We start from the raw sequence: 22,345 nt of genomic DNA on the forward strand, positions 1-22,345 counted from the left end.
ATCGGGTCTGCTGAATCGGTAGGCCTGATAAGCGCAGCGCCATCAGGCAAGGCAAACAGTGAGGAACTTATGTCCAAACTCGATCTCAACGCGTTGAACGAACTGCCGAAAGTTGAACGCGTTATGGCGTTGGCACAAACCAACGACCAACTGGAAAAATTGAGCGCCGAGGATCGCGTAGCGTGGGCGCTGGAAAATCTGCCTGGTGAATATGTACTGTCATCAAGTTTTGGTATCCAGGCGGCAGTGAGCCTGCATCTGGTAAATCAGGTTCGCCCGGATATCCCGGTGATCCTCACCGATACTGGCTACCTGTTCCCGGAAACCTATCAGTTTATTGATGAGTTAACGGACAAGCTTAAGCTTAATCTGCAAGTCTACCGGGCAAAGGAAAGTGCGGCCTGGCAGGAAGCACGCTACGGCAAACTGTGGGAGCAGGGCGTTGAGGGTATTGAAAAATACAATGACATCAACAAAGTCGAGCCGATGAACCGGGCGCTGCAGGAGCTGAACGCGCAAACCTGGTTTGCCGGTCTGCGTCGAGAGCAATCAGGCAGTCGTGCGCATTTGCCGGTGCTGGCTATCCAGCGCGGCGTGTTTAAAGTTCTGCCGATCATCGACTGGGATAACCGTACGGTTTACCAGTATCTGCAAAAACACGGTTTGAAATACCATCCGTTGTGGGATCAGGGCTATCTGTCGGTAGGCGATACCCACACCACCCGCAAATGGGAGCCGGGTATGGCGGAAGAAGAGACGCGTTTCTTCGGATTGAAGCGCGAGTGCGGACTGCACGAAGGGTAAATTACCCGTGATGAGCCAGCATTGTACAAATGCTGGCGTTATCGTTAGTTTCCCAACCCTGTCCGTTTATTGTAATAACCCGCTTCACCTTCTGGCGAAACCAGAATCATCTGCGCCGCTGGGCGATGTTGTTTCTTACGGAACAGCTCAAGCTGTTCATCGCTGGGGAGTAAAAAGTCGCCTGATTGTTTACGCCACCACGACAGGCGTACTGATAACCGGCTCATTTCCCATCGGAAATCGCCTTCATCGACGACGGGATGAAACTCACCCTCCTCATTTTGCCATGCGAGGTAAACATCCACGCTCTCTTCGCCCAGGCGAGTCGAAAATTCTCTGTCTTTGTCCCATAAAAAATCGCTGGCTTCCCGATCATAACCGAGATCGTGACGTAACAGATTTTGTGCGGCAACTGATCGTTGGCTGAGTACTTTACCGAAGGCAATATCGGAAAGTGTCTGTAAGCCCGCCGGAGCAGCTATCTCCTGCTTGTAGACGCCATCCACTAATGCTCTGGCGTTTTCTGGCATACGGATTTCTCCGTGCTGGCGCAGCACTGCCTGGGTACGCCACAAACAGGCATGATCGGCATAAACAAAGCCGGTTCCTTTTAGTTCTTGCCCCAGCCAGCCCTCTTCAGCTTGTTCCTGCCATTCCGGCACCAGAATATGCAATACCGGTGGCTGGCGACCATCAGGCAATGTGGGTTTACGCTGCCCATCAGCATCGCGGATATGACGTTGCAGACGACCAGCGCGCTGGATTAATAAATCAATGGGGGCCAGATCGGAGATCATCCAGTCAAAGTCCAGATCGAGGCTCTGTTCAACGACCTGCGTGGCGATCAATACTTTACCCCGTCGTTCTGAAACGGGAGCGTTATTACCGAACCAACTGAGCGTTTTATTTTCAATATCAATACGATCGGTAAAAGCGAAGCGACTGTGGAAAAGTAACAGATCCTGTTCTGGCAGCATTCCTTCGTGAAGTAACTGCTGGTAAACGTCTCGCGCATCATCCACCGTGTTACGAATCCAGCAAACACATTGCCCGGCTGCCACAACACGATAAATAATATCCAACGCTTGCTGGCGTTGCTGTATCCATTTTATGGTTACGGTACGTTGGACCTCGGGGCGCGTATCCAGCGGTTGCTCCAGCAGACCGCTGGAAGATAGATGGCTTAGCCAGGGGTAGCCCGCATCCTCGTTGGTTTCAGTAGCCGTAAAATCGGCACCGTCATTGAATGCGTGGAGTAGTTTCTCTCGTAAGGCGGCAGGAAGCGTCGCACTCAGAATAATGGCGCTGCCCCCCTGTGCGGCATGGAATCTCAATAGCCCTTCCAGTAATTTCACCATATAGCCATCGTAGGCGTGGACCTCATCCAGCAACAGAATTTTATCGCGCATTCCCAGCAGGCGGAGCGACTGGTGGCGAAAAGGCATGACGGCCATTAAGAGTTGATCAAGCGTTCCGACGCCAACTTCTGCCAGCAGCGCTTTTTTGCGTGAATCGGCAAACCATGCGTGGCACTCACTGTTCGCGTTACCATCATTGTGAGCATAATCTTTCGCCGTATCTCTATCTGGTTGCCAGATAGATTGTCGGAAGGCGTCAGTCATTTCTCGCCCACCGTGCGCCAGAATTAGCGAGGGTCTGGAATCATCGGTAAAAAGCGCGTGATAGGCCGCGGCCAGACGTTTATACATGGCGTTTGCAGTGGCCATAGTCGGTAGTCCAACGTAGAGACCGTGGCCTTTATTGGCTGACATTAAACGATGAGTCAGGATCAGCGCAGCCTCTGTTTTGCCGGCTCCGGTAACGTCTTCCAGAATAACCAACTGTGGGCCGGGGGCTGAGATATCTAATGTGGTTGCCCGCTCCTGCAGTGGGGTCAGCGTATGAATGAACGGAAATAATGCCTGGTGGCTCTGATAATGGCTATGCTGCGATAACGGGGGCATTTTAAGAATGGCCTGCTGCGCTTTTTCACAAGCAAGAGGCCAATAATCGACCAATGGCATAGGCTGGCTAAGCAGAGGGAACTGCGTTTCGTCAGATCCCATCCAGTCAGCGAGGGTGACGAGACCTGCAAAAAACCAGCTATGTTGCTTTAAGCATTTTCTGCCTGCTTTAGTCTTCCATTCCTGCGGGATCGTAAAGGGGAATAACTGACTTAATGCTTCCAGATAATGTGTTGCTGCAACAATATCTTCATCAGCGAATGCCAATGAACTTCTGTTCTTCATGGTTTCCGGTGGGATGCCATGATGTCCGGTGCTAATGAGCATCCAGGTATTTAAGGGGCTTTCAAATCTGGCACGGTTTTCAGATTCAATGCCTGCGATAATTTCATTACTACCTGAACACCACGCTTCAAATAATTTCCCCCACAAATAGAATCCTAAGGAATCATGTCTCTCAAATGCGGAAATCCCACTAACAGGAGGAAATAAAGGGGAGTCGGGGAATTCTGCATATCTTTGAAATCCTCTGGCGAATTTTCCAATATCATGACTGGCAAGAAACCAGATTAACCAGTTTTCGGCATCCGTGCCAGTAATGCCGCATTTCTGTAATATATCTTTAGAGTCAAATATATTGTTTTCAATTATGTAATACCCGCATGCGGCAACATCGAGGCAATGGTATGCCAATAAATGATAATTATTAATTATGTTTTTAGTTGATTTATTGGTTTTCCCCCAATATCGGAGGTAGTCAATGTTTTCTATTTGCGTCATCTTTTTACTGTAAGGAGGAAGATAAATGATGTCCATTTTAATACAGAGTAAGTAAATTATTGGGCTTTTTGAGAAAAACTGAGGTTACCCCCGCTGGCGCGGGGAACGTTTTGCTATTCAGACTGTATCTACGGTTTATCCCATAACTTAAGGGAACGTATTAAAGATAACAAATAATAATAAAAAATACATTGTATGATTTAAGACTGTATCTACTTTTTATTTATGTTTTCGTTTTTGAAAAAATGGAGTATAACTCCAATGGAAGTATTAAATGGAAATCTCAGAACGGAGCTTACCTGTGGGTAGGTAATATTTCAATTGGCTTGAGAAATAGTCTTACAGGAGTAATTCTATGGATTTAACCAGAGAGAAATGGCTTCCCGTCATATTCTCAAGCGGCGAGAAAAAGAGAATATCATTAAGCGAACTTCTGGATAACAATATTCAGGATCTTGCATACCCTCGGGCCGATTTTCAGGGGGCGGCATGGCAAATGCTGATTGGTATTTTGCAATGTACCGTCGCGCCGGAAGATAAAGAAGAATGGGCTGATATCTGGCATGACGGTATCGAATTCGAACAATGGGAGAAGACGTTAACAACGTTCTCTCTGGCTCTACAGTTCGGCGAGCAAAAGCCCTCCTTCCTGCAAAGTTTCGATCCTCTGGATAGCGAATATGGATCTATTGCCGGGTTGTTAGTCGATGCGCCTGGCGGCAATACGCTTAAGCTCAATAAAGATCATTTTGTTAAACGCGGCAATGTGGAGCAAATTTGCCCGCACTGTGCGGCGATAGCGCTGTTTGCGATTCAAGCCAATTCACCTGCCGGTGGGGCGGGCTACCGGGTCGGAATGCGCGGCGGTGGTCCGCTCACCACGCTGGTGGTACCGCAGGAAGAAGATAAATACCCACTCTGGAAAAAACTCTGGCTAAACGTCTTACCGCAGGAGGCTAAGCCTACCGTCGCACAGTATCCCCTTATTTTCCCGTGGCTTGCGCCGACAAAAACCAGTGAAAATGCCGGAAATGTGGTGACGCCGGAAAATGCCCACCCGTTGCAAGCTTACTGGGGAATGCCGCGGCGTATCGAGCTGGATTTCTCCCAGACTATGGCAGGTATCTGCGATTTGTGCGGAGAACATCATGAGTCGCTGTTACTGCAAATGCGCAGTAAAAACTATGGCGTTCAGTACGACAGTTGGCTGCATCCCTTCTCTCCTTATCGGCAGGCGCTGAAAGATCCTTCTGCGCCATGGCTGGCGTTAAAAGGGCAACCAGGCGGGTTAAGTTATAAAGACTGGCTGGGGCTGATGCTCAATCGCGAGGATAAGTTCAACAAAATGCAGCCTGCGAAGGTAGTTCGTGCCGCCGGTCAGCGGAACAACATGAGCCTGTGGTGTTTTGCATTTGATATGGAGAATGCCAAGGCTCGCTGCTGGTATCAGAACCGTATTCCCCTCATTAGTGTTTCCCATGAAGAGCAATTTCTTGCCGCGCTGAATACCGTGTTGGTGCTGGCTAGCGAGGCGTTGTCGTTATTAAGGAATGCCTTAAAGAGCGCCAAATTCGAGACGCCGAAAGAAGCCAAAATGGATTTCAGCATGGTTGATATCGCCTTCTGGCAGGAAACTGAGCCTGCTTTTCGGGTACTGCAAGAGGCGCTGGTTGCTGACCCATTACGTCAAAATCCGCTGACTCACCGCGCAGTTCGCCAGTGGGAGCAGGAATTAGCGCGTTATTTATTTCACGTTTTTGACCGTGATGCCCTGACCAACCCCGATTGCCCGGACGATATCCTGTTGCGCCAACTGACGGCCAGGCAGGATTTTGCCAGCAGCTATCGTAAACATAAAGCGCGCAAGGATGTGTTGGCGCTGGTCGAATAACCGAAGGATCTAAATATGCTGAACAGTAATACCGCAGCGTTATGCAGAATTCTCAACTCTGACGCGCAGAAAGCGCTCCTTGACTGGTTTGCCACGCTGTCTGAGCGCTATGAGCGCAAAGATGATAAACGAATCAACGGTCGAGCCTGGCGGGCTGAGTTGAAAAGAATGGCGCCGCCTTATGGCGTGATGATGTGCGAGGGGTATGACGCGCTTCGTCAGGCGCTACTGAAACATATGCCGCTGCAACCTCTTGATGAAATGGCGCTGGCGCTGTTTGTCAGCGTTGCCGCACATATTAAGAGTCATAAGGAAAAAGCCAGTTTTGCCGCGCAACTGGGGGAAAAGCTAAAAGGTTCCACGCCGTGCGTTTCTGCATTGCGTTTTGAACGTTTACAAAAAGCGTCCGACCCGGAGACGTTTTGTCTGTTGTTGATTCAGGCGGTGAAAATTCGTGGAACAGAAGGGGTGAATGTTCTGTCGCTGGCCGATGGAATATTCCTGTGGATGGAAGAGTGGCAACGACGCGAAAACCATCAGCCGGAACCCGCCAATCCCTTTGAACGCAACCGTACACGTTGGGCGAATGAATACCTTTCCATGTCGCGCGGCAAATAATCATTTTTAGAAGGATTTAACGATGACCTCTTTTATTCAACTGCATTTATTGACTGCTTATGCGCCTGCTAACCTGAACCGTGATGAATCCGGACGCCCGAAAACGGCTTATATGGGCGGTGTAGAGCGCCTGCGCGTTTCGTCGCAAAGCCTGAAACGCGCCTGGCGTGTGTCGGAAACCTTTGAGGGCGCGATGGATGGATTTATGGGTAAGCGTACCCGCCGAATTGGCGTGGATTATGTTTATCGCCCGATGACTGCCGCTGGCGTTATTGGGAAAACAGCGAAAAGCGCAGCGGAGAAAATTGCGGCGCAGTTCGGCAAACTGAAAAGTGACAAAAACGCGCCTGAAGAAAAGAATCTTGAAATTGAACAGATCGTTCACGTCAGCAACCATGAAATTAGTTTGATCAAACAGTTGGTCGATACGCTAATTGCCGAAAAACGCGAACCCAGCGATGAAGAAGTGAAGCTATTACGCAAAGAGCAGCGAAGCGTAGATATGGCGCTGTTTGGGCGTATGCTGGCGTCATCACCGGAGTTTAACGTAGAGGCGGCCTGTCAGGTCTCGCATGCGCTGGGCGTAAGCGCTGTGACCGTTGAATCTGATTTTTTCACCGCCGTTGACGATCTGAATAATAAAGAAGAAGACGCAGGCTCCGGACATATGGGCGAACAAGGTTTTGCCTCAGCGCTTTTCTATACCTATGTCTGCATTAGCCGCGATCTGTTGGTGGAAAACCTCGGCGGTAATGAAGATCTGGCGAAACGCGCCATCGCCGCGCTTACCGAAACGGCGTTAACGGTCTCTCCGACCGGAAAGCAAAACAGCTTCGCTTCTCGCGCCTACGCAACCTATGCGCTGGCGGAAATCGGTCAAAAACAACCGCGTTCTCTGGCGGCGGCGTTCTTCCAGCCAGTGCGTGATACCGATCAAATTCCCGCAGCAATCGCCCGTTTAACACAGCAGCGCGCGAGTTTCGATAGCGTATACGGGAATTGTGCTGATGATTATCGCGAGCTGAACGTTCAGGAAGGCACGGGTTCTCTGGCGGAATTACTGGCCTTTGTTAGCCAGTAAGGATGAATAATGAAGGAATATCTGGTTTTCCAGCTCTATGCACCGCTGGCGTCGTGGGGGGAAGAAGCATCTGGCGAGATTCGCCATTCTGCAACGGTTCCCACGCGATCCGCATTATTGGGGATACTTGCCGCTGCGCTAGGAATTCGTCGTGACGAAGAAGAGCGGCTGAATAGCTTTAATCAGCATTACCATCTGGCGGTACACGCGCTAGCTTCACAAGATCGCTGGTTGCGGGATTATCACACGGTTAGCGCGCCGCGAGAAAATAAAAAGTATCGCTACTACACGCGCCGGGATGAATTGACTCTCGCGCCGGATGAAGTAGGTACTCTGATCTCGCAGCGGGAATATCGCTGCGATGGCTACTGGCATGTGGCAATAAGTGTAACGCCCGATGCACCGCATACGCTTAGCGAAATGCGAGCGGCGCTACTGACCCCACATTTCCCTCTCTATTTGGGGCGAAAATCTTGCCCTCTGGCGTTACCGTTGGCACCACGTTTAATGACGGGCGCGTTAAAAGAGATATTCACTCAGGCTGTTGAGGAGCTGTCCGCTGCGGAGTTAAGCGGCTTTACCCTGCGTGAAGGCGTTTGTTACTGGGACGATCCTGACGAAGCGAGTTTGGTCTGGCAGCAAAAGCAGCATAGCAATAATCAACCTGTTAGCCGCCAGCGCTGGCAGTTTGGTAGCTATACCCGGTTCTATGGCCCCTTACAGGAGAGAACATAATGTATCTTTCTCGTATCCAGCTTCGGTTTAATCAATTGCGACCGGAAATGCTGGAAAAATGGCATTCAGCCAGGCCTTATGCCAGCCACCAATGGCTATGGCAGCTTTTTCCTGAACAAGAGTCACGTCAGTTTTTATTTCGTGAGGAAGCGCATGGCGGTTTTTTCATGCTTTCGGCGATACCGCCGTTAGCTCAGCATTCCCTGTTTCTCGTTGAAACCAAAGCGTTTAATCCACAGCTGACCAATGGTCTTATGCTTGATTTTCAACTTCGCGCAAATCCTGTCATTACTCGTAACGGTAAGCGCAGCGATGTGATGATGGATGCGAAGTTTCAGGCAAAAACGCAGGGAGTCGCGCAGGAACAATGGTGGGAGCTGCAACAGCAGGCTGCACAGGCCTGGCTGGAAAGGCAAGGGCAGCAGCATGGTTTCCGTTTGCTTGAGGAGGAGACTGATGATTTCGCCCAGTGGGCAGGCGCGGAACAGAGTGAAATGCAGGCGCGTTGTGGGTGTGTGCAAGCCTATCAACAACATCGTTTTGTCCGTAACGATCGGGAAGAGTCGATTGCTTTCAGTAGCGTTGATTTTAGTGGAACGCTTTGCATTACTGATGCCTCACGATTTGAACAGGCGCTGTATTCTGGATTAGGTAAGAGTAAAGCGCTGGGCTGCGGAATGCTGATGGTGAAAAGGAAGCGCTGATGGCCTGGCTACCGTTGAACCCCATCCCGTTAAAAGATCGCGTATCGATGATTTTTCTCCAGTATGGGCAGATTGATGTTATCGACGGCGCGTTTGTATTGATCGATAAAACGGGCGTTCGTACACATATCCCCGTTGGCTCGGTTGCCTGCATCATGCTAGAACCGGGGACGCGTGTTTCCCATGCGGCAGTACGTCTTGCCGCGACGGTGGGGACATTGCTGGTGTGGGTGGGGGAAGCAGGCGTTCGTGTTTATGCTTCGGGGCAGCCGGGCGGGGCTCGTTCAGACAAATTGCTTTATCAGGCGAAACTCGCACTGGATGAGGATTTGCGGCTGAAGGTAGTGCGTAAAATGTTTGAGTTACGTTTTGGCGAACCCGCGCCAAGCCGTCGTTCCGTTGAACAATTGCGCGGCATTGAAGGTAGTCGCGTACGGGCAACCTACGCATTGCTGGCGAAGCAATATGGCGTGAAGTGGCAGGGGCGTCGTTACGATCCGAAAGATTGGGAAAAAGGCGATGTGATTAATCAATGCATCAGCTCAGCAACTGCCTGTCTTTATGGTGTGACGGAAGCGGCGACATTGGCAGCTGGGTATGCGCCTGCGATCGGTTTTGTGCATACGGGGAAGCCACTATCTTTTGTTTATGACATCGCTGATATCATTAAATTTGATACCGTCGTACCGAAAGCATTCGAAATAGCAAAGCGTAATCCTACCGATCCCGATCGCGAAGTCCGCCTTGCTTGCCGGGATATTTTTCGTAGCGGTAAAACGCTGGCTAAATTAATACCTCTTATCGAAGATGTTCTCGCAGCAGGTGAAATCCAACCGCCGTTACCTCCTGAAGATTCACAGCCCATCGCAATCCCACTTCCTGTTTCTGTGGGGGATTCTGGCCATCGGAGTAACTAACGATGAGTGTGTTGGTTGTTGTTACAGAAAACGTACCACCTCGCTTGCGAGGCCGACTTGCCGTCTGGTTGCTGGAAATTCGAGCTGGTGTATACGTTGGTAATGTTTCAACGAAGATCCGCGAGATGATATGGCAACAGGTCTCCGTTCTGGCAGAAGAAGGGAACGTTGTCATGGCGTGGGCAACGAATACGGAGTCGGGCTTTGAATTTCAGACGTGGGGTGAAAACCGACGTATTCCGGTGGATCTCGATGGATTACGATTAGTGTCGTTTCTGCCTGTTTTAAATCAATGAGTTAGCGATCTTTAAAAATACGGAAAAGTTGGTGGATTTCTTGTATGCCAAAAAAGGCTTAAAATTCAGTTGGGTAGTTTTAGAGTGTTCCCCGCGCCAGCGGGGATAAACCGTATTACCGCGAAAACATGCCCGCGTTTAAGTCGTGTTCCCCGCGCCAGCGGGGATAAACCGAATCATTTATTTATCCCTGATTATTTATTAATGTGTTCCCCGCGCCAGCGGGGATAAACCGTACCACTGGCGCGGGCTGTCTTTCCAGTACATGTGTTCCCCGCGCCAGCGGGGATAAACCGGAATTTAACCTTCACGCCCTTCTCTGTGATTTGTGTTCCCCGCGCCAGCGGGGATAAACCGATTTAACCTCGGCAGGTGTGTTGAACGCCCCGGTGTTCCCCGCGCCAGCGGGGATAAACCGGCCGCGGATCAGGACGGCAATGAGCGCACCTAGTGTTCCCCGCGCCAGCGGGGATAAACCGGAAGGAGCTGGCTTTCCTCCGGCGGTTTAAAAGTGTTCCCCGCGCCAGCGGGGATAAACCGATTTTGTTCTTCCACATCATCAACTCCGTATGGTGTTCCCCGCGCCAGCGGGGATAAACCGCGCGTTCCCAAGCGTGGCCGCCTTTAAACCAGGTGTTCCCCGCGCCAGCGGGGATAAACCGTGTCGATCAGCACTAATTCGCCGGTGTTCAGGGTGTTCCCCGCGCCAGCGGGGATAAACCGCTGATCATCGTGAGCGAGAACGAACGCCTGTTGTGTTCCCCGCGCCAGCGGGGATAAACCGCGCTGGCATCAGGCGTACCGGCACTTTAATTCGTGTTCCCCGCGCCAGCGGGGATAAACCGTAAACCGTTGTCAGCCGCTTATGCATTGCCTCGTGTTCCCCGCGCCAGCGGGGATAAACCGGTGGGTTAAGTCGCTGTTGATAATACGATGTTGTGTTCCCCGCGCCAGCGGGGATAAACCGTGAGGTTTTGAGCGAAACAGTCGTTCGCTCGTGTGTTCCCCGCGCCAGCGGGGATAAACCGCCCCGGTCATTTCCTCTGATATCGACTAGTTTGTGTTCCCCGCGCCAGCGGGGATAAACCGTTTTATGCGACCGTTTAAACAGGCAGCGTGGCGTGTTCCCCGCGCCAGCGGGGATAAACCGAAAAAGATCTTGATAATGATGCTGATGTAAAAGTGTTCCCCGCGTCAGCGGGGATAAGGTAATTTTAGCGTTACGTATTGAGCCGATGATGTCGTATTCTCTGCTGGCACAGGGACGAAAATGATAGCCCAACGTCTTCATCTAAAAAGGTGCTAAGAGTTTTTACCCGCTTTTGCCAGTTCTTTTACCAGCGGCAGCATAATGCGTACCACGTCGCGGCTACGGTGCTCTATCCGGCCCGGTAACGCTTTATCAATGTGCTGCTGGTTATCCAGTCGCACATCGTGCCAGCTGTTGCCTGCCGGGAACGAGGCGCTTTTGGCGCGCTGTTGATAGCCATCTTTCTTGCCCAGGTTCCAGTTGGTCGCTTCAACGGAGAGAACGGAAATGCCCGCGTTGTCGAAGACCTCTGCATCGTTACAACATCCAGTGCCTTTCGGATAGTCTTTGTTCAGACCTGGATTGGTGCTGGCAACGATACCGCGGCTGTGCGCGATAGCCAGTGCCCGGTCGCGCGTCAGTTTTCGCACCGCTTCCGGGGTTTTCTTACCGCTATTGAAATAGAGCTTATCGCCGACGATCAGGTTATCGAGGTTGATAACCAGCAGCGTGTTTTTCTTCTCGGCGGCGCTCATTCGCTTCAGGATGTTCTCCGCGCCCAGTTTGCCTTCTTCCTCGCCGCTGGTGGCGATAAATCGAATACCGTACTGCGTCGGCACGTTTTTGAGTTTTTCCGCCAGTTCCAGCATTACGCCAACACCTGCGGCGTTGTCATCGATACCTTGCAGGGTTAATCCACCCAGATTGGCATCGGAGTCGGCGTCGCTTTGTGCGGCGTAGGTGTCGAGGTGCGCCATAATAATAATCTGCTGCGGCGCTTTGCCTTCATGTGCAGCAATAACGGTGCTTCCCGTTACGTTATGCCAGTTTTTACGGTTATCTTTGGCGGTATAAACATAACGGCTATTAAACGTCCGAATATCGCTGCTATAACCCATCTGCTGAAATTGTTGACGTATATAATCAGCAGACAACATTTCTGCCGGAGATCCCGTCACGCGGCCTGGGAAAAACGTTGCGATATATCGAGCCTGGGTATTTGCGATATCTCCGGGCTTCGAAGATGTTGCCTGTGCGGGAAGGATGAAGCACGCGCCGAGCGCCATGGCTGCAAGAAGGTGGCGCAATGCGAGAAACATGATGAGTCCTTAAATACCAAGCAGAAATTTTCAGCCGCTAAATAGCTGCGCGGAATAGTAGATCACTGAAAGGGAACTCAGCCCGGATTGTGCGATCTGATCAATCGCCAAACCAACCAAAATCACCAACCGGACTGAGCGATGCCGATCATAGTACCAATACCCCGTGGCGAACGACGCCTGATGCAGAAAGCTATTCATAAAACGCGTGATAAAAATCATGCCCGCAGACTCACGGCCATGCTGATGCTTCATCGGGGTGAACGGGTCAGCGATGTTGCCAGAACTCTCTGTTGTGCCCGTTCATCCGTTGGTCGCTGGATTAACTGGTTTACGCACTCAGGTATTGAAGGCCTGAAATCCTTACCCGCAGGGCGCTCCCGACGCTGGCCTTTTGAACATATCTGCACCCTGTTACGTGAGCTGATAAAGCATTCTCCCGGCGATTTTGGTTATCAACGTTCACGCTGGAGCACCGAATTACTGGCAATAAAAATCAATGAGATAACCGGTTGCCAGTTACATGCAGGAACCGTTCGCCGCTGGTTGCCATCTGCGGGGCTTGTATGGCGCAGGGCCGCGCCAACTCTGCGTATCCGTGACCCACATAAAGATGAAAAGATGGCGGTAATCCACAAAGCGCTGGATGAATGCAGCGCAGAGCATCCGGTATTTTATGAAGATGAAGTGGATATCCACCTTAATCCTAAAATCGGTGCGGACTGGCAGTTGCGCGGACAGCAGAAACGGGTAGTGACGCCGGGGCAGAACGAAAAATACTATCTGGCCGGCGCACTGCACAGTGGCACGGGTAAAGTCAGCTACGTGGGCGGCAACAGCAAAAGTTCAGCGCTGTTTATCGCTCTGCTGAAGCACCTGAAAGCCACTTACCGGCGGGCGAAAACAATCACGCTGATCGTTGATAACTACATTATCCATAAAAGCCGCGAAACACAGCGCTGGTTGAAAGCAAATCCCAAGTTCAGGGTAATTTACCAGCCGGTTTACTCGCCGTGGGTGAATCATGTGGAACAGCTATGGCAGGCACTTCATGACACGATAACCCGTAATCATCAGTGCCGCTCAATGTGGCAGTTACTGAAAAAGGTCCGCCATTTTATGGAAACCGCCAGCCCATTCCCCGGAGGAAAACATGGTCAGGCAAAAGTGTAGCGGTATTAGGCGCAGCTATTTAGTATGAAACCGTGATCGAGGTAAAACAATTTCATTTGCTCTTAAATGCCCGAATTCCGGTAGCTTAAGCACTTTTTGATATTTGCTTTTCCGGATCGTTATTCCTTTGAGGAACTACTCATTCCAATTCGTAATTTCATTCGCCCCCTTGCCCTCCCTATAGTCAGGTTATCTGAGCATCGTTAGCAAAATAACGGCATTACATAGGAACGGTTATGGATCAAAAACGACTTACCCACCTGCGGCAACTGGAAGCGGAAAGCATCCATATCATTCGTGAGGTGGCCGCCGAGTTTTCTAATCCGGTGATGATGTATTCCATCGGCAAAGATTCCAGCGTAATGCTGCATCTGGCGCGTAAAGCGTTTTATCCGGGCACGCTGCCGTTCCCATTGCTGCACGTTGATACCGGCTGGAAATTCAGCGAAATGTACGAGTTTCGTGACCGCACGGCGAAAGCCTACGGCTGCGAACTGCTGGTGCATAAAAACCCGGAAGGGGTGGCGATGGGCATCAACCCGTTTGTCCACGGTAGCGCCAAGCATACCGACATTATGAAAACTGAAGGGCTGAAGCAGGCACTGAATAAATACGGTTTCGATGCCGCGTTTGGCGGTGCTCGTCGTGACGAAGAGAAATCGCGTGCCAAAGAGCGTATTTACTCTTTCCGCGATCGTTTTCATCGCTGGGATCCTAAAAATCAGCGCCCGGAGCTGTGGCACAACTACAACGGGCAGATTAACAAAGGCGAAAGCATTCGCGTCTTCCCGCTCTCTAACTGGACTGAACAGGATATCTGGCAGTACATCTGGCTGGAAAATATCGACATCGTGCCGCTGTATCTGGCGGCGGAGCGTCCGGTGCTGGAACGCGACGGCATGCTGATGATGATTGATGACGACAGAATCGATCTGCAACCCGGTGAAGTGATTAAAAAACGCATGGTGCGTTTCCGTACGCTCGGTTGCTGGCCGCTGACAGGCGCGGTGGAGTCGAATGCGCAGACGCTGCCGGAAATTATCGAAGAGATGCTGGTTTCAACCACCAGTGAACGTCAGGGCCGCGTGATTGACCGCGACCAGGCGGGCTCCATGGAGCTGAAGAAACGTCAGGGGTATTTCTAAGGAGCCGCCATGAACACGACACTTGCACAACAAATTGCTAATGAAGGCGGCGTTGAAGCCTGGATGGTTGCCCAGCAACACAAAAGTCTGCTGCGCTTTTTAACCTGCGGTAGCGTGGATGATGGGAAAAGTACCCTGATTGGCCGCCTGCTGCACGACACGCGTCAGATTTATGAAGACCAGCTTTCATCGCTGCACAATGACAGTAAACGTCACGGCACTCAGGGCGAAAAGCTTGATCTGGCGTTATTGGTTGACGGCTTGCAGGCCGAGCGCGAGCAGGGCATCACCATCGACGTGGCGTATCGTTATTTCTCTACCGAGAAGCGTAAATTTATTATTGCGGACACTCCCGGGCATGAGCAGTACACCCGTAACATGGCGACCGGTGCGTCGACCTGCGACCTGGCGATCCTACTGATCGATGCGCGTAAAGGCGTGCTGGATCAGACTCGTCGTCATAGCTTTATCTCCACGCTGCTTGGGATCAAACACCTGGTAGTGGCGATCAACAAAATGGATCTGGTGGACTTTAGCGAAGAGACATTTAACCGCATTCGCGAAGACTATCTTACTTTTGCTGAACAACTGCCGGGCAACCTGGATATCCGGTTTGTGCCGCTCTCTGCGCTGGAAGGCGATAACGTGGCTTCGCAAAGCGCCAGTATGCCGTGGTACAGCGGTCCGACGCTGCTGGAAGTGCTGGAAACCGTTGAGATCCAGCGCATTGTTGATACTCAGCCGATGCGCTTCCCGGTGCAGTATGTGAACCGACCGAATCTGGATTTCCGTGGTTATGCCGGAACGCTGGCCTCCGGTAGCGTGAAGGTTGGACAGCGCGTCAAAGTGTTGCCGTCCGGCGTGGAGTCGAGCGTGGCGCGGATCGTAACCTTTGATGGCGATTTACAGGAAGCGCATGCGGGTGAAGCGATCACCCTGGTGCTGAAAGATGAGATCGATATCAGCCGGGGCGACCTGCTGCTTGATGCCGGTGAAACGCTGCCGACAGTACAAAGCGCTGCAGTTGATGTGGTGTGGATGGCGGAACAACCGTTGTCGCCCGGGCAGAGCTACGACATAAAAGTCGCAGGCAAGAAGACCCGCGCACGCGTTGATAGCGTGCAGTATCAGGTCGATATAAACAACCTGACCCAACGTGACGTTGAAGCGCTGCCGCTGAACGGCATCGGTCTGGTTAATCTGACTTTTGATGAGCCGCTGGTGCTGGATACCTATCAGCAGAATCCGGTTACGGGCGGGCTGATTATCATTGACCGCCTGACTAACGTTACCGTTGGCGCGGGACTGGTGCGTGAGCCAATCGTCCAGGAGCTTGCCACAGCTTCTCAGTTCAGCGCGTTTGAGCTGGAGCTTAATGCACTGGTGCGTCGCCACTTCCCACACTGGGGTGCGCGCGATCTGCTGGGAGGAAAATAATGGCGCTGCATGACGAAAACGTCGTCTGGCATGCCCATCCTGTTACACCGCAACAGCGGGAACAACGCCACGGTCATCGTGGTGTTGTGCTGTGGTTTACCGGGCTGTCAGGTTCCGGTAAATCCACGGTAGCAGGGGCGCTGGAAGAGGCGCTGCATAAGCTAGGGGTGAGCACCTATCTGCTGGATGGCGATAACGTGCGTCACGGTCTGTGCAGCGATCTTGGGTTTAGCGATGCCGATCGCAAGGAGAATATTCGTCGGGTTGGTGAAGTGGCTAACCTGATGGTAGACGCCGGCCTGGTGGTGTTGACTGCGTTTATCTCTCCACATCGCGCCGAGCGAAAAATGGTTCGCGAGCGCGTGGGCCAAGGGCGTTTTATTGAGGTTTTTGTCGATACGCCATTAGCAACGTGCGAAGCTCGCGATCCAAAAGGGCTGTATAAAAAAGCGCGAGCGGGGGAGTTGCGCAATTTCACCGGAATTGACTCGGTTTACGAAGCGCCTGAATCGCCAGAGATTCATCTTGATGGTGAACAATTGGTAACAAATTTGGTTCCTCAATTATTAGACCTGCTGAGGCAGGAAGATATTATCAGATCCTGAGACACCCGAGCTTGCATGCCCGGTCAGTCACGGTCACAGGATTAGATATGCGTAACAGCCATAACATTACTATTACAGAGTCAGATACCTTCGCCGCCGACGACGAAACTACCTGGTCACTCCCAGGAGCCGTGGTCGGTTTTGCCGCGTGGTTGCTGGCGCTGGGATTCCCGTGTCTGATGTATGGCCCTAACACACTGTTTTTCTTCCTCTATACCTGGCCCTTTTTCCTCGCGTTGTTGCCCGTGGCGATTGTCGCGGGTATTGCCCTGCATTCGCTATTGAAGGGGAGATTGCTGCTGAGTATTGCCTGTACCCTGCTGGTGGTTGGCGCAATGTTTGGCGCACTGTTCCTGTGGCTACTGGGTTAGGCATACGTCCTTTCACGCGATCGCCGCTGTTGTTCACTGTCTGGCCATAATTCAAACCGTAACCAACAATGAGATTATGTTCTCCTTACATGGGGTATACGTAACAACGGGCAAATGTGGTACATTTGCCCGCGTTGTCGCGGCATTCCCGTCCGTTGATGTAAAGTTGTCAGCGGAGTTTATGGGATGTTGATGCCGTTTTTCAGGGGGCAGGATGGGTAAACTTACGTTGCTGTTGCTGGCTTTATTAGTCTGGCTACAGTATTCGCTGTGGTTCGGTAAGAACGGCATACATGACTATAGTCGCGTCAACGATGATGTTGCGGCGCAGCAAGCTACAAACGCGAAACTGAAAGCGCGTAACGATCAGCTTTTTGCCGAAATTGACGATCTCAATGGCGGGCAAGAGGCTATCGAAGAGCGCGCGCGTAACGAACTCAGTATGACTAAGCCAGGCGAAACCTTTTATCGTCTGGTGCCTGACGCGTCTAAACGCGCTCAGACTGCAGGGCAAAACAATCGATAAACCGTCCAGGGATTTAACATGGCAGCCACTTTAATGGACGTTTGCGCCGTGGTGCCGGCTGCCGGGTTTGGCCGCCGAATGCAAACAGAGTGTCCTAAGCAGTACCTCTCTATTGGCAATAAAACCATTCTCGAACACTCGGTTGATGCGCTGCTGGCTCATCCCCGGGTGACGCGAGTCGTCATCGCTATTAGCCCAGGCGACAGTCGCTTTGCCCAACTTCCACTCGCAGCGCACCCGCAAATTACCGTGGTGGATGGTGGCAACGAGCGTGCCGATTCTGTCCTTGCTGGTTTGCAAGCCGCAGGTGAGGCCAGTTGGGTTCTGGTGCATGATGCCGCGCGTCCGTGTCTGCATCAGGAAGATTTATCTCGTTTGCTGGCAATAAGTGAAACCAGCCGCATCGGCGGGATCCTTGCCGCGCCGGTGCGCGACACGATGAAACGCGCGGAGCCGGGCCGAACAGACATCGCCCATACGGTCGATCGCACCGATTTATGGCATGCGTTGACGCCGCAGTTTTTCCCTCGCGAGCTGTTGCATGACTGTCTGACCCGTGCGCTAAACGAAGGCGCAACCATTACGGACGAAGCCTCGGCGCTTGAATATTGCGGTTTTCATCCGCTGCTGGTCGAAGGACGCGCTGACAACATCAAAGTCACCCGCCCGGAAGACCTGGCGCTGGCGGAATTTTATCTGACCCGAACTATCTAGACACATCATTCTTCAGGCTGCCTGGAGATGTTGTGTATATCAGGAGAAGGCATAATGCGAATTGGACACGGTTTCGACGTACACGCTTTTGGCGGAGTTGGCCCAATTATCATTGGTGGTGTGCGCATCCCGTATGAAAAAGGATTGCTGGCGCATTCTGATGGCGACGTGGCGTTACACGCGTTAACCGATGCACTGCTGGGCGCGGCTGCGCTGGGGGATATCGGTAAACTCTTCCCGGACACCGACCCGGCCTTTAAAGGTGCAGATAGCCGTGAATTATTACGTGAAGCCTGGCGGCGTATTCAGGCTAAAGGCTATACGCTTGGTAATGTGGATGTGACGATTATTGCTCAGGCGCCGAAGATGCTGCCGCACATTCCGCAGATGCGCGTGTTTATTGCCGAAGATCTCGGCTGCCATATGGATGATGTTAACGTGAAAGCGACCACCACGGAAAAACTCGGTTTTACCGGGCGTGGGGAAGGGATTGCCTGTGAAGCGGTGGCGTTACTCATTAAGGCAACAAAATGACTGCGTTTGAAGATCTGACGTATATCCACGGCAAACCACAAGGCCATGGCGTTCTGAAAGCGAATCCGGAAGACTTTGTCGTCGTCGAAGATTTAGGCTTCGAACCGGATGGCGAAGGTGAGCACATTTTGGTGCGTATCCTGAAAAACGGCTGTAATACCCGTTTTGTGGCTGACGCGCTGGCGAAGTTCCTGAAAATTCACGCCCGTGAAGTGAGCTTTGCTGGCCAGAAAGACAAGCATGCAGTCACGGAACAGTGGCTGTGCGCGCGCGTGCCGGGCAATGCAATGCCTGATTTAAGCAAATTTGAACTCGAAGGCTGTAAAGTGCTGGAGTACGCGCGCCACAAGCGTAAGCTGCGTTTAGGGGCGCTGAAAGGTAACGAATTTACGCTGGTGCTGCGTGAAGTGAGCCAGCGAAATGACGTTGAAGCGCGTTTGCAGACGATTAGCGAGCGCGGCGTACCGAACTATTTTGGTGCTCAGCGTTTTGGTATTGGCGGCAGCAACCTGCAAGGGGCGCTGCGTTGGGCGCAAAGCGATACGCCGGTGCGCGATCGCAATAAGCGCAGTTTTTGGTTGTCGGCGGCCCGTAGTGCGTTGTTTAATCAGATAGTCAGTGAACGCTTGAAAAAAACAGACTTTAATCAAGTTGTTGACGGCGATGCGCTACAATTGTCGGGACGCGGAAGTTGGTTTGTCGCCACGCAGGAAGAACAAACCGAATTACAGCGTCGCGTCGATGATAAAGAATTGATGATTACAGCAGCATTACCGGGCAGCGGTGAGTGGGGAACTCAGCGCGACGCGCTGGCGTTTGAAGAAGCCGCTATTGCTGATGAAACCGCGCTGCAGTCGCTGTTGTTGCGCGAGAAAGTAGACGCATCGCGTCGTGCTATGTTGCTGTATCCACAACAATTAAGCTGGAACTGGTGGGATGACGTAACCGTTGAGTTACGTTTCTGGCTACCGGCAGGTAGCTTCGCCACCAGTGTTGTAAGGGAACTTATTAACACAATGGGTGATTATGCGTATATTGCTGAGTAACGATGATGGGGTCCACGCACCCGGTATACAAACGCTGGCGAAAGCGCTGCGTGAGTTTGCTGACGTACAGGTGGTTGCCCCGGATCGTAACCGCAGTGGCGCGTCTAACTCGCTGACGCTGGAATCCTCACTTCGCACGTTCACCTATGATAACGGTGATATCGCCGTACAAATGGGTACACCTACCGATTGCGTCTATCTGGGCGTGAACGCATTAATGCGTCCGCGTCCGGACATTGTCGTGTCTGGTATTAACGCAGGTCCTAATCTGGGCGATGATGTTATCTATTCCGGTACCGTTGCGGCGGCGATGGAAGGTCGTCACCTGGGCTTTCCTGCGCTGGCGGTCTCACTTGATGGGCATAAACACTACGATACTGCTGCCGCAGTAACTTGCCGTATCTTACGGGCGCTGAGTCGCGAACCGCTGCGCACCGGGCGAATTTTGAATATCAACGTGCCGGATTTACCGCTGGATCAGATTAAAGGTATCCGCGTCACCCGCTGTGGTAGCCGCCATCCTGCGGATCAGGTGATCCCACAGCAGGACCCGCGCGGTAATACGCTGTACTGGATCGGGCCGCCGGGCGAAAAGTGCGACGCCGGACCGGATACAGATTTTGCCGCCGTCGATGAAGGCTATGTTTCCATTACGCCGCTGCATGTCGATTTAACCGCCTACGGCGCGCATGAAGTTGTTTCTGACTGGTTAGACAGCGTGGGAGCCGACACGCAATGGTAAGCAGACGCGTACACACTCTTCTTGAACAATTACGTGCGCAGGGCATCAGAGATGAGCTTGTTCTCGATGCACTTGCCGCCGTGCCGCGTGAAAAATTCATTGATGAGGCGTTTGAACATAAGGCCTGGGATAATATTGCCCTGCCGATTGGTCAGGGGCAGACGATTTCGCAACCCTATATGGTTGCGCGGATGACCGAGCTGCTTGAGTTAACGCCGCAGTCCCGGGTGCTGGAAATTGGTACCGGCTCTGGCTACCAAACGGCGATTCTGGCGCACCTGGTGCATCATGTGTGCTCTGTTGAGCGCATTAAAGGTTTGCAGTGGCAGGCGCGTCGTCGACTTAAACAGCTTGATTTACATAATGTTTCTACCCGTCATGGTGATGGATGGCAGGGCTGGCAAGCGCGAGCCCCGTTTGACGCTATCATTGTTACGGCAGCGCCGCCTGAGATCCCAACCGCATTGATGATGCAGTTGGATGAAGGCGGTATTCTCGTCTTACCCGTGGGCGACGAGCATCAGTTTCTGAAACGGGTGCGTCGTCGGGGAGGCGAATTTATTATCGATACCGTGGAGGCCGTACGTTTCGTTCCCTTAGTAAAAGGGGAGCTTGCGTAGATACAGGCTCTGAATACCTGGAGTTTTCCTGGATATTCTGGAATTAGTAAGCGTATCGTGGTCACGTTTCCAGTGCCCAGTCCGATGCCTTGCACGGTGATTACGTCACTGGTTTTAACCAAATTTTCCTGGGGGATAAATGAGCGCGGGAAGCCACAAATTTACCGTCCGCCGCATTGCGGCATTGTCACTGGTTTCATTATGGCTGGCAGGTTGTTCAAATACCTCGAATCCACCTGCACCGGTCAGTTCCGTTGATGGCGGTGCATCAACGAACACCAATTCCGGCATGCTGATTACGCCTCCACCAAAAATGGGCTCGACGTCGACAGTACAGCAAACGCCACAGATCCAGCCGGTGCAGCGTCCGACCACACAGTCAACACAGATCCAGCCTGTTGCGGAACAGCCTGTGCAGATGGAAAACGGTCGTATTGTGTACAACCGTAAGTATGGGAACATTCCGAAAGGTAGCTATACGGGCGGCAGTACCTATACTGTTAAGAAAGGCGATACCCTTTTCTATATCGCCTGGATTACCGGGAACGATTTCCGTGATCTCGCACAACGCAATAACGTTCCGGCCCCGTATGGCCTGAATGTCGGTCAAACTCTGCAAGTGGGCAACGCGTCGGGTACACCGATTACTGGTGGGAATGCCATCACCCAGGCGGATGCAGCACAGCAAGGAGTTGTGACCAACCCTGCACAAAATTCCACCGTTGCTGTTGCTTCGAAACCAACAATTACGTATTCTGAGGATTCAGGTGAACAAAGTGCTAATAAAATGTTGCCGAACAACAAGCCTGCTGGGACCGTTGTCACAGCGCCTGTAACGGCTCCAGCAGTTAGCGCAACCGAATCAACTGCAAGCTCAACGTCAACCAGCTCGCCAATCTCTACCTGGCGCTGGCCGACTGACGGCAAAGTAATCGAAAACTTCGCGGCTACTGAAGGTGGCAATAAAGGGATCGATATTGCAGGCAGTAAAGGACAGGCTATTGTCGCGACCGCAGATGGACGCGTCGTATATGCCGGTAACGCACTGCGCGGTTACGGTAATCTTATTATCATCAAACATAACGATGATTACCTGAGTGCCTACGCCCATAACGATACAATGCTGGTCCGGGAACAACAAGAAATCAAGGCGGGGCAGAAAATAGCTACCATGGGTAGCACCGGAACCAGTTCAACACGCTTGCATTTTGAAATTCGTTACAAGGGGAAATCCGTAAACCCGCTGCGCTATTTACCGCAGCGATAATTCGGCGGAACCAGGCTTTCACGTGC

At 52.0% G+C, this 22,345-nt stretch carries 22 protein-coding genes and 1 CRISPR repeat array; of the genes, 20 read left to right on the plus strand and 2 right to left on the minus strand.

Annotated features, from left to right (window positions below; genetic code table 11):
• Positions 1-69: 69 nt before the first annotated feature.
• Complete coding sequence (cysH, locus tag C2U43_RS05560) at positions 70-804, plus strand: phosphoadenosine phosphosulfate reductase (protein ID WP_044713393.1); 735 nt, start codon at positions 70-72, stop codon at positions 802-804.
• A gap of 44 nt (positions 805-848) precedes the next feature.
• Here the strand turns inward: cysH and C2U43_RS05565 are convergent, their stop codons facing one another.
• Positions 849-3,548, minus strand: a complete 2,700-nt coding sequence (locus C2U43_RS05565; RefSeq protein WP_103284780.1) for a CRISPR-associated helicase/endonuclease Cas3 — start codon at positions 3,546-3,548, stop codon at positions 849-851.
• A gap of 355 nt (positions 3,549-3,903) precedes the next feature.
• Between C2U43_RS05565 and casA the strand changes: the two genes are divergently transcribed.
• Genes casA through cas2e form a run of 7 tightly spaced genes read left to right on the plus strand, consistent with a single transcriptional unit; the run spans position 3,904 to position 9,790 of the window.
• On the plus strand, positions 3,904-5,439 hold the full coding sequence (gene casA / locus C2U43_RS05570; RefSeq protein WP_103284781.1) for a type I-E CRISPR-associated protein Cse1/CasA: 1,536 nt from the start codon (positions 3,904-3,906) through the stop codon (positions 5,437-5,439).
• A gap of 15 nt (positions 5,440-5,454) precedes the next feature.
• Entirely contained in the window at positions 5,455-6,057 is a 603-nt protein-coding gene (gene casB / locus C2U43_RS05575; protein ID WP_079934196.1) for a type I-E CRISPR-associated protein Cse2/CasB, read from the plus strand.
• Between the two features lie 22 nt (positions 6,058-6,079).
• On the plus strand, positions 6,080-7,138 hold the full coding sequence (cas7e, locus tag C2U43_RS05580; RefSeq protein WP_079934197.1) for a type I-E CRISPR-associated protein Cas7/Cse4/CasC: 1,059 nt from the start codon (positions 6,080-6,082) through the stop codon (positions 7,136-7,138).
• 9 nt (positions 7,139-7,147) lie between these two features.
• Complete coding sequence (gene cas5e / locus C2U43_RS05585) at positions 7,148-7,873, plus strand: type I-E CRISPR-associated protein Cas5/CasD (RefSeq protein WP_103284782.1); 726 nt, start codon at positions 7,148-7,150, stop codon at positions 7,871-7,873.
• Positions 7,873-8,577 carry a type I-E CRISPR-associated protein Cas6/Cse3/CasE gene (gene cas6e / locus C2U43_RS05590; RefSeq protein WP_103284783.1) on the plus strand — a complete coding sequence of 235 codons (705 nt, stop codon included), beginning with the start codon at positions 7,873-7,875 and terminating at the stop codon, positions 8,575-8,577. Before cas5e ends, cas6e begins: the two co-directional genes overlap by 1 nt.
• Complete coding sequence (cas1e, locus tag C2U43_RS05595; protein WP_103284784.1) at positions 8,577-9,494, plus strand: type I-E CRISPR-associated endonuclease Cas1e; 918 nt, start codon at positions 8,577-8,579, stop codon at positions 9,492-9,494. Before cas6e ends, cas1e begins: the two co-directional genes overlap by 1 nt.
• Before the next feature lie 2 nt (positions 9,495-9,496).
• The gene (gene cas2e / locus C2U43_RS05600; RefSeq protein ID WP_079934201.1) at positions 9,497-9,790 is read left to right on the plus strand and encodes a type I-E CRISPR-associated endoribonuclease Cas2e; all 294 of its coding nucleotides are present in this window, start codon (positions 9,497-9,499) and stop codon (positions 9,788-9,790) included.
• An 84-nt stretch (positions 9,791-9,874) separates the two neighbouring features.
• Positions 9,875-11,001: a CRISPR direct-repeat array (repeat unit 29 nt; unit sequence GTGTTCCCCGCGCCAGCGGGGATAAACCG).
• Positions 11,002-11,092: 91 nt separating this feature from the next.
• Here the strand turns inward: cas2e and C2U43_RS05605 are convergent.
• A complete protein-coding gene (locus C2U43_RS05605; protein ID WP_103284785.1) occupies positions 11,093-12,139 on the minus strand; it encodes an aminopeptidase in 1,047 nt (348 codons plus the stop codon).
• A gap of 141 nt (positions 12,140-12,280) precedes the next feature.
• Here C2U43_RS05605 and C2U43_RS05610 point away from each other — a divergent pair, with 141 nt between their 5' ends.
• The 12 genes from C2U43_RS05610 to nlpD all read left to right on the plus strand — a co-directional run bounded on the left by C2U43_RS05610 (position 12,281) and on the right by nlpD (position 22,319).
• Positions 12,281-13,312 carry an IS630-like element ISEc33 family transposase gene (locus C2U43_RS05610; RefSeq protein WP_001752311.1) on the plus strand — a complete coding sequence of 344 codons (1,032 nt, stop codon included), beginning with the start codon at positions 12,281-12,283 and terminating at the stop codon, positions 13,310-13,312.
• A 236-nt stretch (positions 13,313-13,548) separates the two neighbouring features.
• The gene (cysD, locus tag C2U43_RS05615; protein ID WP_003034152.1) at positions 13,549-14,457 is read left to right on the plus strand and encodes a sulfate adenylyltransferase subunit CysD; all 909 of its coding nucleotides are present in this window, start codon (positions 13,549-13,551) and stop codon (positions 14,455-14,457) included.
• A 9-nt stretch (positions 14,458-14,466) separates the two neighbouring features.
• On the plus strand, positions 14,467-15,894 hold the full coding sequence (cysN, locus tag C2U43_RS05620) for a sulfate adenylyltransferase subunit CysN (protein WP_008785677.1): 1,428 nt from the start codon (positions 14,467-14,469) through the stop codon (positions 15,892-15,894).
• The gene (gene cysC / locus C2U43_RS05625; RefSeq protein ID WP_060683317.1) at positions 15,894-16,499 is read left to right on the plus strand and encodes an adenylyl-sulfate kinase; all 606 of its coding nucleotides are present in this window, start codon (positions 15,894-15,896) and stop codon (positions 16,497-16,499) included. Before cysN ends, cysC begins: the two co-directional genes overlap by 1 nt.
• Before the next feature lie 47 nt (positions 16,500-16,546).
• The gene (locus C2U43_RS05630) at positions 16,547-16,870 is read left to right on the plus strand and encodes a DUF3561 family protein (protein ID WP_103284786.1); all 324 of its coding nucleotides are present in this window, start codon (positions 16,547-16,549) and stop codon (positions 16,868-16,870) included.
• Between the two features lie 214 nt (positions 16,871-17,084).
• The gene (gene ftsB / locus C2U43_RS05635) at positions 17,085-17,396 is read left to right on the plus strand and encodes a cell division protein FtsB (RefSeq protein WP_003034163.1); all 312 of its coding nucleotides are present in this window, start codon (positions 17,085-17,087) and stop codon (positions 17,394-17,396) included.
• An 18-nt stretch (positions 17,397-17,414) separates the two neighbouring features.
• The gene (gene ispD / locus C2U43_RS05640; protein ID WP_003825722.1) at positions 17,415-18,110 is read left to right on the plus strand and encodes a 2-C-methyl-D-erythritol 4-phosphate cytidylyltransferase; all 696 of its coding nucleotides are present in this window, start codon (positions 17,415-17,417) and stop codon (positions 18,108-18,110) included.
• Between the two features lie 54 nt (positions 18,111-18,164).
• Positions 18,165-18,644 carry a 2-C-methyl-D-erythritol 2,4-cyclodiphosphate synthase gene (ispF, locus tag C2U43_RS05645; protein WP_003034167.1) on the plus strand — a complete coding sequence of 160 codons (480 nt, stop codon included), beginning with the start codon at positions 18,165-18,167 and terminating at the stop codon, positions 18,642-18,644.
• The gene (gene truD, locus C2U43_RS05650; RefSeq protein WP_103284787.1) at positions 18,641-19,690 is read left to right on the plus strand and encodes a tRNA pseudouridine(13) synthase TruD; all 1,050 of its coding nucleotides are present in this window, start codon (positions 18,641-18,643) and stop codon (positions 19,688-19,690) included. The genes ispF and truD overlap by 4 nt, the downstream gene beginning before the upstream one ends.
• Positions 19,671-20,432, plus strand: a complete 762-nt coding sequence (surE, locus tag C2U43_RS05655; protein WP_003825728.1) for a 5'/3'-nucleotidase SurE — start codon at positions 19,671-19,673, stop codon at positions 20,430-20,432. Before truD ends, surE begins: the two co-directional genes overlap by 20 nt.
• Positions 20,426-21,052 carry a protein-L-isoaspartate(D-aspartate) O-methyltransferase gene (locus C2U43_RS05660; RefSeq protein ID WP_003034172.1) on the plus strand — a complete coding sequence of 209 codons (627 nt, stop codon included), beginning with the start codon at positions 20,426-20,428 and terminating at the stop codon, positions 21,050-21,052. The genes surE and C2U43_RS05660 overlap by 7 nt, the downstream gene beginning before the upstream one ends.
• Before the next feature lie 184 nt (positions 21,053-21,236).
• The gene (gene nlpD / locus C2U43_RS05665; protein ID WP_223849051.1) at positions 21,237-22,319 is read left to right on the plus strand and encodes a murein hydrolase activator NlpD; all 1,083 of its coding nucleotides are present in this window, start codon (positions 21,237-21,239) and stop codon (positions 22,317-22,319) included.
• The last annotated feature ends 26 nt before the right edge of the window (positions 22,320-22,345 follow it).

Source organism: Citrobacter freundii complex sp. CFNIH9 (genome assembly GCF_002903305.1).
Lineage (GTDB): Bacteria > Pseudomonadota > Gammaproteobacteria > Enterobacterales > Enterobacteriaceae > Citrobacter > Citrobacter portucalensis.

Coding starts and splice junctions, on each gene's coding strand:
- C2U43_RS05630 (WP_103284786.1), top strand. CDS start 16,547: ATGCGTAACAGCCATAACATTACTATTACAGAGTCAGATACCTTCGCC.
- truD (WP_103284787.1), top strand. CDS start 18,641: ATGACTGCGTTTGAAGATCTGACGTATATCCACGGCAAACCACAAGGC.
- C2U43_RS05605 (WP_103284785.1), bottom strand. CDS start 12,139: ATGTTTCTCGCATTGCGCCACCTTCTTGCAGCCATGGCGCTCGGCGCG.
- C2U43_RS05610 (WP_001752311.1), top strand. CDS start 12,281: ATGCCGATCATAGTACCAATACCCCGTGGCGAACGACGCCTGATGCAG.
- surE (WP_003825728.1), top strand. CDS start 19,671: ATGCGTATATTGCTGAGTAACGATGATGGGGTCCACGCACCCGGTATA.
- casB (WP_079934196.1), top strand. CDS start 5,455: ATGCTGAACAGTAATACCGCAGCGTTATGCAGAATTCTCAACTCTGAC.
- casA (WP_103284781.1), top strand. CDS start 3,904: ATGGATTTAACCAGAGAGAAATGGCTTCCCGTCATATTCTCAAGCGGC.
- cysD (WP_003034152.1), top strand. CDS start 13,549: ATGGATCAAAAACGACTTACCCACCTGCGGCAACTGGAAGCGGAAAGC.
- cas7e (WP_079934197.1), top strand. CDS start 6,080: ATGACCTCTTTTATTCAACTGCATTTATTGACTGCTTATGCGCCTGCT.
- ispF (WP_003034167.1), top strand. CDS start 18,165: ATGCGAATTGGACACGGTTTCGACGTACACGCTTTTGGCGGAGTTGGC.
- C2U43_RS05660 (WP_003034172.1), top strand. CDS start 20,426: ATGGTAAGCAGACGCGTACACACTCTTCTTGAACAATTACGTGCGCAG.
- cas1e (WP_103284784.1), top strand. CDS start 8,577: ATGGCCTGGCTACCGTTGAACCCCATCCCGTTAAAAGATCGCGTATCG.
- ftsB (WP_003034163.1), top strand. CDS start 17,085: ATGGGTAAACTTACGTTGCTGTTGCTGGCTTTATTAGTCTGGCTACAG.
- C2U43_RS05565 (WP_103284780.1), bottom strand. CDS start 3,548: ATGACGCAAATAGAAAACATTGACTACCTCCGATATTGGGGGAAAACC.
- cysN (WP_008785677.1), top strand. CDS start 14,467: ATGAACACGACACTTGCACAACAAATTGCTAATGAAGGCGGCGTTGAA.
- cas2e (WP_079934201.1), top strand. CDS start 9,497: ATGAGTGTGTTGGTTGTTGTTACAGAAAACGTACCACCTCGCTTGCGA.
- cysH (WP_044713393.1), top strand. CDS start 70: ATGTCCAAACTCGATCTCAACGCGTTGAACGAACTGCCGAAAGTTGAA.
- cas5e (WP_103284782.1), top strand. CDS start 7,148: ATGAAGGAATATCTGGTTTTCCAGCTCTATGCACCGCTGGCGTCGTGG.
- cas6e (WP_103284783.1), top strand. CDS start 7,873: ATGTATCTTTCTCGTATCCAGCTTCGGTTTAATCAATTGCGACCGGAA.
- ispD (WP_003825722.1), top strand. CDS start 17,415: ATGGCAGCCACTTTAATGGACGTTTGCGCCGTGGTGCCGGCTGCCGGG.
- cysC (WP_060683317.1), top strand. CDS start 15,894: ATGGCGCTGCATGACGAAAACGTCGTCTGGCATGCCCATCCTGTTACA.